This is a genomic window from Pseudomonas sp. SWRI179 (assembly GCF_014268705.1).
Classification (GTDB): Bacteria; Pseudomonadota; Gammaproteobacteria; order Pseudomonadales; family Pseudomonadaceae; genus Aquipseudomonas; species Aquipseudomonas zanjanensis.
In genome coordinates this window covers 1-9,534 of the sequence record NZ_JABWRA010000098.1, presented here as the reverse complement: position 1 = coordinate 9,534, position 9,534 = coordinate 1, and the positions used below count along the sequence as shown (strand labels likewise).

The window sequence follows — 9,534 nt, the reverse complement described above, 5'->3', positions numbered from 1 at the left end:
AGCAAGAGCAAGAGCAAGAGCAAGAGCAAGAGCAAGAGCAAGAGCAAGAGCAAGAGCAAGAGCAAGAGCAAGAGCAAGAGCAAGAGCAAGAACGGGGCACATGCCGGCATCTATGTGGCTGAGCCACCGCTATCGCGAGCAAGCTCCCACACTGGATCTCCGGTGAACACAAAATTCATGTCCGACACAGAACCCCTGTGGGAGCGAGCCTGCTCGCGATGAGGCCTGCACATCCAACATTTCGCCGACTGAGCCACCGCCTTCGCGAGCAGGCTCGCTCCCACAGGAAAAACGCTACACGCTTCTCAACAGTGACCCGCCGTAAGGGCGAAACCCTAAGCCGTCGTTACCGCAGCAACGGATATACACACGATCCATCCGGGAAAAGGCGAGTAGATTTTTCCAAAAAGCCGCAAAAAAAACGGCGCTTCCCATTTCTGGAAGAAGCGCCGTTTTCCTAAGTGAACAGCATTACGTACAAGACGGGCCTCGAATTCAAATCGAGCAATCAACCCGCAACGGCACGATCGACCGACAACTTGCCCGCCCCTTCGATCAACACGGCGATACTGCCCCCCAGCAACGCCAGGGCAAACTCATAACCGTTGTTGGCCATGAACAAGCCGTTACCGATGTGCACCGAGAAAATCGCCACCAGCGACACAAACGCCAGGCCCAACGCCGCAGGACGGGCCAGCAGACCGATGATCAACGCCAGGCCGGCAAAAAACTCCGTGCCGCCCGCCAGTGTCGCCATCACATAACCCGGGGTCAGGCCGATGCTTTCCATCCACTGCGCCGTGCCTGCCAGGCCGTAGCCACCGAACAGACCGAAGAGTTTCTGCGAACCGTGGGCGGCAAAGATGACGCCGACGACGATGCGCAGCACAGTCAAGCCGTAGCCGGCGCGGGTGAACAGGACTTTGTTGATGAATGTGCTCATAAGGTTATTCCTTGGGGTAGTGGAGAGTTGGCCGCTATATTAATCAATAAAATTCATGTTAAAAGCGGAAATAATCCGTTATATCAATCAATTTATTCGATCACTTACGCAATGCAACCTTTTGCTCCTTCGGTTCCAAGGACTCCCGTTCACGATCAAACGCCAGGTAGTACTTATTCACACTATTAACATAGCTGACGGCGCCCATTCCCACCTGCTCCATGGCAATGCGCTCGACTTGGAAAAACCATTGGTTGGGGTTCAGTCCCCGTCGCCGAGCCTCGGCGCGCATACCTTGGACGCGTTCGGGGCCCATGTTGTAGGCCGCCAGGACAAAGGCCATGCGTTCGCGCTCGTTGAGCTTGGGGCTGGCGAAGAACTTGCGGCGGATGAGGGCCAGGTACTTGGCGCCGGCTTGCACATTGGCGTCCAGGTTCTGGATGTTATCGACCCCGACGCGCTGGGCCGCCGCCGGGGTGATCTGCATCAGGCCGGTGGGGCCTGAGCCGCTGCGGGCGTTGGGTTGCAGGGCGGATTCCTTGAAGGCCAGGGCCGCCAGGTTGAGCCAGTCCATGCCCTGGGCATCGGCATGTTTTTGCAGCACCGGGCGCAGCTTTTCCAGGCGCTGGCGATTGGCCCGGGCCAGCGGATAGTGGACTTGGTACAAACGCCGATAGATACGCAGGAATGCCGCGTCTTGATTAGAGGGCACCTTGTAGGTCACCAGGAATCGGTCGATGCTCGCCCGCAGCATGGCGGCGTCACGGCGAACGAACCAGTATTCGTCACCCGGCTCGCCAATCAGCACCTGACGGTCGAAGCGCAGCTTGGGCAGGATCTTGCCCCAGCGCTCGGCGATGGGCTGCTCGACGATGGTCAAATGGAAAATCCCACCCTGAACCATCTCCAGGACATCCTCCACAGCCAGGGAGGGATCGACCCATTCGATCTTCACCGGCGGCAGCTTGAGCAGCGCCAGCTTCTGGTTGATCTGGCTCACGGCGTCCCCCGCCGCGCTGCCGTTGGGCAGGGCCAGGGTCTTGCCGGACAGTTGCTCCACGCGCGTGTAGCGCTTCTCACCCTTGATGCCCACCAGCAGCAAAGGCACGTCGGTACGGATCGGATTGCTGGCACTGACGGCATGGCCGGCCTGGGGCTCAAGCAACTCACCCGGCGCGACGAGGTCGCCCTCCCCACGCTGCAAGGCACCGAGCAATTGGTCCTTGGCCTTGGGGATGATCTTGAGAGTGATTTCCTGGCCATCCAGTGCGTGGCCATTGAGGTATTGCTCGAAAGCGCGCAGCCGGTGGTATTCGACGCCAATGGGTTGGCCCTGGACTTCACCGGAGCTGTTGCGACTCTGATTGACCAGCACCTTCAACACTCGGCTGCTACGGATTTGCGCCAAGTCGCGCACCGTGCCCGGCGCCACCGCCTGCACTGGGCCAGGCAGCCGCGCTTCGGCCGGCATCGGCAACAGCAGCGAACAACACAACAGTAGCAACGCCTGGGGACGTGTCATCCACTCTCCGGAAGGAATACCGCCGACCGCCTCCCTTGAAAAACGAGGCTGAGTCGACGGAAACAGAGCGTCTGAGACGCCGAAAAAGTGCGGAAGACTGGCACAGCGATGGCCTTTATACCAACCCAATGTGTCTCGCGGCCTTAACAGACAGCCTCAACTCGTTGTAGTTCTTGGCTTTTCTTATAAATCTACAGCTCTGATATGCTTTCCGGCCTTTGGGCCGAGGTAGCACCATGCAACTCATCGATATCGGCGTCAACCTGACCAACCCCAGTTTCGCCGACAAACACCAGGCGGTACTTGAGCGCGCCTATGAATCCGGGGTCTGCCAATTGGTTCTGACCGGCACCAGCCTCGAGGGCAGCGAACAGGCCCTGGAACTGTGTCAACAGCTCGACGACACCGGGCAGCGGCTGTTTTCCACCGCTGGCATTCACCCCCACAGCGCCAGCGAGTGGACCGCCGACAGCGCCCGGCACCTCAAGGACCTGCTGATGCACAGCCGCGTGCGTGCGGTGGGCGAATGCGGACTGGATTTCAACCGGGACTTCTCTCCTCGGCCCCAGCAGGAAAAAGTCTTGGAGGAGCACCTCGCCCTGGCAGTCCAGTTGCAACTGCCGGTCTTCCTCCATGAGCGCGACGCCGACCAGCGCTTGCTGGACATCCTCCGGGATTTTCGCGATCAGTTGCCGGCGGCCGTGGTGCATTGCTTCACCGGTGAAAAAAAGGCGCTGTTCAGCTACCTCGACCTGGACCTGCACATCGGCATCACGGGCTGGATTTGCGACGAACGCCGGGGCACGCACCTGCACCCATTAGTACGTGAAATACCCCGCGGTCGGCTGATGCTTGAAAGCGACGCGCCCTACCTGCTGCCCCGCACGCTGCGGCCCAAACCCAAGAACGGGCGCAACGAGCCGGCCTACCTGACGGAAGTCCTGCGCGAAGTGGCCTTGCACAGGGGGGAAACCCAGGAAGACCTGGCCGACCACAGCACCGCTTGCGCCCGGGCGTTCTTTGGGTTGCCCACTCTTTCCGAATGAACCCACCCCCCTGTGGGAGCGGGCTTGCTCGCGAATGCGGTGGATCAGCAAATACAGTTGTGACTGATCCAACGCATTCGCGAGCAAGCCCGCTCCCACAAGAGATCCGGTTGTCTGTTAGTCCATATCAAAATCCCCGGCACCTCAGCTGTCCGTTGACCCACATCAAAACCCAGCCTCCTGAGTAGCGGCACAATAATGGCACCTTGCCAATGCTGTTTCCGCTATCAGAGAAAACCTTCCATGGGTGCCTGGCTTAGCAATATCTCGTTGAAATACAAATTCTGGGCGGTCAATGCAGTCGCCTTTATCACCACGTTGCTGCTGGTGCTCTACGCCGTGCACCTCGAACAGCAAGCCCGCAACCACGCGGCCCAGGCGAACGCCCGGGCCCAGGCACAGGTGCTCGACGCCTGGCCTACTGGACAACCCGTGCCCAAAGCCAACAACCTTTTGGCATTCCAGCGCGGGCAGATCCCGGTGTTCAATGAGCAACCGTTGCCTTCGCTGGTGCAGGCCGAGGGCTGGGTCGAATTCGATGCCGGGCCGCTGTTGGGCGACAATCCGCTGCTGGGTGCCCAGGTGATCCGTCGAGGTGACGGCCAGCAACTCGCGGTGTTGGCCCATGGTGCAAGCCTGAGCCAAGTGTTCGGTGAACGCTTCAGCCAATACGCCGTGGCGGTGTTCGTGTTGATGCTGGCGATGTTGGGCGCGTCGCAACTGTTGATCCGCTTTTTGCTCAGCCAGCTCAATACGCTCAAGGATGTGATGCTGCACGTGGAAAAAACCGGCGACTTGTCCGCCCGCGTGCCCCTGGCCTGCAAGGATGAAGTGGGCCAGATGGCGGCGGCATTCAATGCCATGCAAGCCGGCTATCAACGGGTGGTCGACACCGTTGCCAGCACCGCCCGGCAGTTGGACAGTGGTGCGGCGCGCCTGGCGTCGAGCATGAACGAGGTACGCCACGGCATGCTCGGCCAGCAAAGCGAAACCGATCAGGCGGCTACGGCGATCAACGAAATGTCCGCCACGGTTTATCACATCGCCCAGCACGCCGGCGCCACCCGCGACCTGTCGAAAACCGCCGACACCCTGGCCGGCAATGGCCACGAAGTGGTCGGCCGGGTGCAGCAGTCGATCACCGGGTTGTCTTCGGGCGTGCAGCAGACCGCCGAGATGATCCAACGCCTGGCCGAAGACAGCCAGAAGATCAACGGCGTGGTCAATGTGATCCACAGCATCGCCGAACAAACCAACCTGCTGGCCCTGAACGCGGCCATCGAAGCAGCGCGGGCTGGGGAAATGGGCAGGGGGTTTGCGGTGGTGGCCGACGAGGTGCGCAATCTGGCCAAGCGGGTCCAGACGTCCACGGACGAAATCACCACCATGGTCTCGGCCCTGCAAGCCGGAACCCGGGACGCGGTGGACTTCATGCAGGAGAGTTCGCTCAAGGCCGACGACTGTGTACAACAGGCCCGCGAGGCCGGCGATGCGTTGGCGCAGATCACCGCAGCGGTGGCGCAGATGCGCGAGAGCAATACCCAGATTGCTGTCGCGGCCGAGCAGCAAAGCCACGTCGCCGAAGAAATGAACCGGGCGGTGGTGAGCATTCGCGACGTGACCGAAAATACCGTGCGCCAGACCGTGGATTCAGCCACCACCAGTGACGAACTGGCAACGTTGGCGGGGGAGTTGAGCAAGGCGATCGGGCAGCTGAAACTGTAGAAACTGGCTTGCCTGTGGCTTCTGTGGCTCCTGTGACTCCTGTGGCGAGGGAGCTTGCTCCCGCTGGGGCGCGTAGCGCCCCCAAGAAGCCGAACCTCGTCAGCCTGAGACATACCGGGCTTGCAGTTTGGGTCCGCTTCGCGGCCCAGCGGGAGCAAGCTCCCTCGCCACAACAGCGGTTCCTCGCCACAAAGCAGTTCCTTGCACAACAGCGGTTCCTTGCCACAACAGCAAAACTGTATGGCCACCTATCGCTTCGATAGCCAACCGCCATTCGCCGCACCGCCCGCCCGGACCTATCCTTGGGTTATTCGGTTTCGTTCAGGGAATAGCATCATGGGCAAACGTCACCCCAACCTTCCGGCCTGGCAATGGCGCGCCTACCCCGACAATCATCGCCACCCCACCAACCTGGTGTTGCACCTGATTGCCGTGCCGCTGTTCATCATCGCGTTTCTGCTGATTGTGTCGGGGGTGTTCAGCTTGAGCCTGGGCGATGTCGCCATCGGTGTCATCGGCCTGCTCGCGGCGTTGGGCTTGCAGCGCCACGGCCACAGCCTGGAGGCCCAGGTTTCCGAACCGTTCAGCGACCGCAAGGATGCAGTCTCACGCCTGTTGGTGGAGCAGTTCCTGACGTTTCCGCGGTTCTTTCTCAGCGGTGGCTGGTGGCGCGCCTGGCGCGATCGCCACCGTCACAACCGCAAGCCTTAACCGAGGAAAGCGTTAACCAAAGACCGTTACGGTCTGCCGGCTCAGGGCGATCAAGCGGCCATCGGCGCTCCAGAACTTCGCGGCGACATGGCCGTAGCCGTCCTGGGCATGCTCGATCTCGGCCAGGTATTTGCACCAGTCCAGCGTCGTGAGCTCCAGCAACGGCTGGACGAACTCGATGGTCCAGGTGAGCGTACTGCCGGGGGCCATTTGCGAGAGGTGCGGCAACAACGCCGGCGGCCAGGCGTCCACCAAGGCCAGGATATGGCTTTCGTTAAGCGGCTCCTCCTGCACTTCACCGCGCAAGCGCACCCAGCCGCCCATGCTCCGCGATTTATTGCCGCTGAACGGCAAGCCGCCGACGCTCCAACGCATCGCCAGGTGCCGCATGAATTCCGGGGTCATGCCCTTGACGTAAGGCAGTTCCTGGCATTGCTCCACGCTTTTGAAATCCGGCGCGGGGTCGGCCTGCACCGCCACCACGGACGAGCGCGAGGCGCCAAAGCTGCCTTGCACCACGGTCACCACCTGGCCGTTCTGCACCGCCCGCCCCAACACCTGGCTCACCGCCTTGCCTTCACGCAACACATCGACTTCAAAACTCACCGGCACGTCGGGCTCGACCGGGCCGACGAAGGTGATCGCCAGCGAACGCACCGGGCGATCGGCCGGCACTCGGGCACGCATCGCCTCATATTGCAGCGCCGCCACCAACCCGCCAAAACTGGCCCGACCCTGGCCCCATTCTGGCGCGATGGTCACCGCGCCTGGCTGCCGGCGCACGGCATCGATCAACTCGGAAAAGCGCATGACGACCTCGAAAACAGGGGAAAAGGATGAAGGCATCTTAACCAGCCCGGACGGGCGGCACAGGGCTCATTCCGGCCAAAGAGACTGACAGAAAAGCCGCCATTTTTGAATTCACCCCCAATCAACTGTGGGAGCGGGCTTGCTCGCGAAGGCGGTGGGTCAGTCACAACTGTATGAACTGATCTATCGCCTTCGCGAGCAAGCCCGCTCCCACAGAGGCATGTACAGGGTTCAGGATTATTCAAAGCAACTGGCAATCAACTTGTCGAGCACCTTGTCGGACTTGGCCTCGGCCTTTTCCATCGTGGCGTGCCAGGTCGGCACGCAAGCGTGCAGATCGGTTTCTTCCTTGGCCCTGGCCAGCCATTGCCAGCAATCATGCCAGTCGCCCAGCGCGCCCTGGGCGGATTTGAGCCGGGGCATGGCCGCTTCGGGCAGACGGTCGAGTTCAGGGTAGGCTTCGATGGCGTAGCGCACGCGCTTGATCAACAGGCGCAAACGGTGGCGGTCATGGGCCGGATCGCGCAGGGCTTCGTCGAGTTTCTTCCATTGCTTGTCCAGGCGCTTTTCGATGCGTTTGCGCAAACCCTTCAGCAACCCCTCACGCTGGGCGGCGCGAATGAAGCGCGGGAACGCATCGAGGATCATCAGCAATTGGGCCAGCTCGACACTGGCGGCCACGGCGGGATAGGCATCGGCCATTTGCACCTGGCGTCGCCGCGCCGCCGCGGTCTGGCCGTGTTGCTCAAGGTAAGCCGCCAACACTTCGCGGTCACGCAACGGGGTGGTCAACGTACCGACCGCCGAAGCCGCCGTTTCCAGTTGTTCAACGCCGGGCAATCCACGCAGCGGACGCAACAAGCTGCGCAAACGGCGTACCGTGGTGCGCAGGTCATGCAGGGCTTCGCTGTCGGTGTGGGCATTCAAGCGGGCCTGACAGGCCAGCAGCCGGACTTCCAGGCCCAATATGCGGGCCACCAGCCGATCGATCATGGGCGTACTCCGTACGCAGCTTCAAGTCGGGAGCCTCAAGCCGCAAGTAAGGAGCGCGTCGCACGTTCCTTACTTATAACTTGTAGCTGTTTTTATCGTCCCGCGCGGGATTCGCGGATGTAGAAACGCGCCTTCTCGGCTTTCTTGGCGCAGCCTTCGAACGCTTCGAATTGCTGCTGGGTCTTGGCGCCGGTCAGCAGGGACAAGGCCTTGGAGTAGCTGACGGTGCCGGCAAAACCTTCGGCCTTGGCCAGGTCCAGTTCACGCCAGGCGCTGTCGAGTTGGCTGCCACAGCTGTCACGGTAAGCGGTTTTGCCTGCGCAACCAGCCAGGGCCAGAACCATCAGGGATGCCACCAGGGGCAAGCAGATCCGGGCTTTCATCGATTACACCTCAAGTCAGGAAAACAGTCGTGCTGGTAAGACGGTCGCACCGGCAAAAAGTGCCAAGGCCCGACCGGGTAAATTCCAGTGTGGGGAAGAATACGCAAATGCCGCGCTGGCGTATCAAATAACGACGCGTGCGCCACAATGATTGAGCCGAGCCGTCGATGAGTGCATTGTTGAAGTCTGTTCGACAAGAGGCCGGGTCATGACAAAACGTGTCGCATTGGTATTGGGTTCGGGTGGGGCCCGGGGCTATGCCCATATCGGGGTGATCGAAGAAATCGAACGGCGTGGCTACGACATTGCCTGCATCGCCGGTTGTTCCATGGGCGCTGTCGTCGGCGGGATCTATGCCGCGGGCAAGCTCAAGGATTACCGCGACTGGATCGAAAGCCTCGACTACCTGGATGTCCTGCGGCTGGTGGACGTCAGCTTTCGCCTGGGGGCGATTCGCGGTGAGAAAGTTTTCGGACAGATCCACAAGATCGTCGGCGACATCAATATCGAGGACCTGCGCATTCCCTACACCGCCGTGGCCACCGACCTGACCAACCAGCAGGAAATCTGGTTCCAGGAAGGTTGCCTGCACCAGGCAATGCGCGCCTCGGCGGCGATTCCCAGCCTGTTCACGCCCGTGATGCAAGGCAACCGCATGTTGGTGGACGGTGGTCTGCTCAATCCGTTGCCGATTGTGCCGGTGGTGTCGAGCCACTGCGACCTGATCATCGCCGTCAACCTCAACGCCACCAACCAGAAACAGTATCGATTACCGGTGATTCCGCGCCCCGCCGCGTTCCGGCGCCGCTTCGATACCCTGGTCAGCTCACTGGGTTCGCGCCTGCCGTTTCGCCGCAAGCAGGCCGAACAACTGTTGCTGCTGGAGCAGGAAGCCTTGAAGGCCGAGGCGGCCGACATCAATCCATGGATCGACTCGGCCGAGCCCGAAGGCCAACAACCGGCTGCCGCGCCGGAGAATGAAGGCGCGCCGAAATCCGCCACCGGTTCATTCATCATCGATAACGTCGGCCCAGCCTCGTTGCTGGACTTGATCAACCAGAGCTTCGAAGTGATGCAGACCTCCCTGGCCCAGTACAAGATCGCCGGTTACCCGCCAGATGTGCTGATCAACGTGCCTAAGCGGGTGTGCCGGTTTTTCGAGTTCTACAAGGCGCCGGAATTGATCGCCCTGGGGCGGGAGATTGCCAGCGATACCCTGGATCGGTATGAGCGTGAGCAGAACTGAGCGATCTCGAGTGGCTGTCAGGGCCTCTTCGCGAGCAAGCCCGCTCCCACAGGGGCTGTGTCACCGCAGATCCTATGTGGGAGCGGGCTTGCTCGCGAAGGCGGCGGATCAGACAACACAAGATTAAAGCCCACCCTCCCCCAACAACCGATACC

Annotated in this window: 9 protein-coding genes; 4 read left to right on the top strand and 5 right to left on the bottom strand. The window is 61.1% G+C overall.

Going from position 1 to position 9,534, the window contains the following annotated elements; all coding sequences use genetic code 11:
• Positions 1-508: 508 nt before the first annotated feature.
• Entirely contained in the window at positions 509-943 is a 435-nt protein-coding gene (locus HU767_RS28125; protein ID WP_186710836.1) for a DoxX family protein, read from the bottom strand.
• A gap of 100 nt (positions 944-1,043) precedes the next feature.
• Entirely contained in the window at positions 1,044-2,465 is a 1,422-nt protein-coding gene (locus HU767_RS28120) for a transglycosylase SLT domain-containing protein (protein ID WP_186710828.1), read from the bottom strand.
• 236 nt (positions 2,466-2,701) lie between these two features.
• Between HU767_RS28120 and HU767_RS28115 the strand changes: the two genes are divergently transcribed.
• The 3 genes from HU767_RS28115 (at position 2,702) to HU767_RS28105 (ending at position 5,947) form a co-directional block, all read left to right on the top strand.
• Positions 2,702-3,511, top strand: a complete 810-nt coding sequence (locus tag HU767_RS28115; RefSeq protein ID WP_186731069.1) for a TatD family hydrolase — start codon at positions 2,702-2,704, stop codon at positions 3,509-3,511.
• 243 nt (positions 3,512-3,754) lie between these two features.
• Positions 3,755-5,236: a methyl-accepting chemotaxis protein gene (locus tag HU767_RS28110; protein ID WP_186731068.1), complete on the top strand. Its 1,482-nt coding sequence runs from the start codon at positions 3,755-3,757 to the stop codon at positions 5,234-5,236.
• 336 nt (positions 5,237-5,572) lie between these two features.
• On the top strand, positions 5,573-5,947 hold the full coding sequence (locus HU767_RS28105) for a terminase (protein WP_186710811.1): 375 nt from the start codon (positions 5,573-5,575) through the stop codon (positions 5,945-5,947).
• 12 nt (positions 5,948-5,959) lie between these two features.
• On the opposite strand, the gene HU767_RS28100 is transcribed toward HU767_RS28105, so the two are convergent.
• The 3 genes from HU767_RS28100 to HU767_RS28090 all read right to left on the bottom strand — a co-directional run bounded on the left by HU767_RS28100 (position 5,960) and on the right by HU767_RS28090 (position 8,133).
• The gene (locus HU767_RS28100) at positions 5,960-6,757 is read right to left on the bottom strand and encodes an acyl-CoA thioesterase domain-containing protein (protein ID WP_186731067.1); all 798 of its coding nucleotides are present in this window, start codon (positions 6,755-6,757) and stop codon (positions 5,960-5,962) included.
• Positions 6,758-6,994: 237 nt separating this feature from the next.
• The gene (locus tag HU767_RS28095) at positions 6,995-7,750 is read right to left on the bottom strand and encodes a CHAD domain-containing protein (protein WP_186731066.1); all 756 of its coding nucleotides are present in this window, start codon (positions 7,748-7,750) and stop codon (positions 6,995-6,997) included.
• A 92-nt stretch (positions 7,751-7,842) separates the two neighbouring features.
• Positions 7,843-8,133, bottom strand: coding sequence for a hypothetical protein (locus tag HU767_RS28090; RefSeq protein ID WP_014337256.1), 291 nt, complete (start codon positions 8,131-8,133; stop codon positions 7,843-7,845).
• A gap of 208 nt (positions 8,134-8,341) precedes the next feature.
• Between HU767_RS28090 and HU767_RS28085 the strand changes: the two genes are divergently transcribed.
• The gene (locus HU767_RS28085; RefSeq protein ID WP_186710805.1) at positions 8,342-9,379 is read left to right on the top strand and encodes a patatin-like phospholipase family protein; all 1,038 of its coding nucleotides are present in this window, start codon (positions 8,342-8,344) and stop codon (positions 9,377-9,379) included.
• Positions 9,380-9,534: the final 155 nt, after the last annotated feature.

What these genes read in the sequence shown, in the direction of transcription:
- HU767_RS28125 (WP_186710836.1), bottom strand. Translation starts at nt 943, where the DNA reads ATGAGCACATTCATCAACAAAGTCCTGTTCACCCGCGCCGGCTACGGC.
- HU767_RS28120 (WP_186710828.1), bottom strand. Translation starts at nt 2,465, where the DNA reads ATGACACGTCCCCAGGCGTTGCTACTGTTGTGTTGTTCGCTGCTGTTG.
- HU767_RS28115 (WP_186731069.1), top strand. Translation starts at nt 2,702, where the DNA reads ATGCAACTCATCGATATCGGCGTCAACCTGACCAACCCCAGTTTCGCC.
- HU767_RS28110 (WP_186731068.1), top strand. Translation starts at nt 3,755, where the DNA reads ATGGGTGCCTGGCTTAGCAATATCTCGTTGAAATACAAATTCTGGGCG.
- HU767_RS28105 (WP_186710811.1), top strand. Translation starts at nt 5,573, where the DNA reads ATGGGCAAACGTCACCCCAACCTTCCGGCCTGGCAATGGCGCGCCTAC.
- HU767_RS28100 (WP_186731067.1), bottom strand. Translation starts at nt 6,757, where the DNA reads ATGCGCTTTTCCGAGTTGATCGATGCCGTGCGCCGGCAGCCAGGCGCG.
- HU767_RS28095 (WP_186731066.1), bottom strand. Translation starts at nt 7,750, where the DNA reads ATGATCGATCGGCTGGTGGCCCGCATATTGGGCCTGGAAGTCCGGCTG.
- HU767_RS28090 (WP_014337256.1), bottom strand. Translation starts at nt 8,133, where the DNA reads ATGAAAGCCCGGATCTGCTTGCCCCTGGTGGCATCCCTGATGGTTCTG.
- HU767_RS28085 (WP_186710805.1), top strand. Translation starts at nt 8,342, where the DNA reads ATGACAAAACGTGTCGCATTGGTATTGGGTTCGGGTGGGGCCCGGGGC.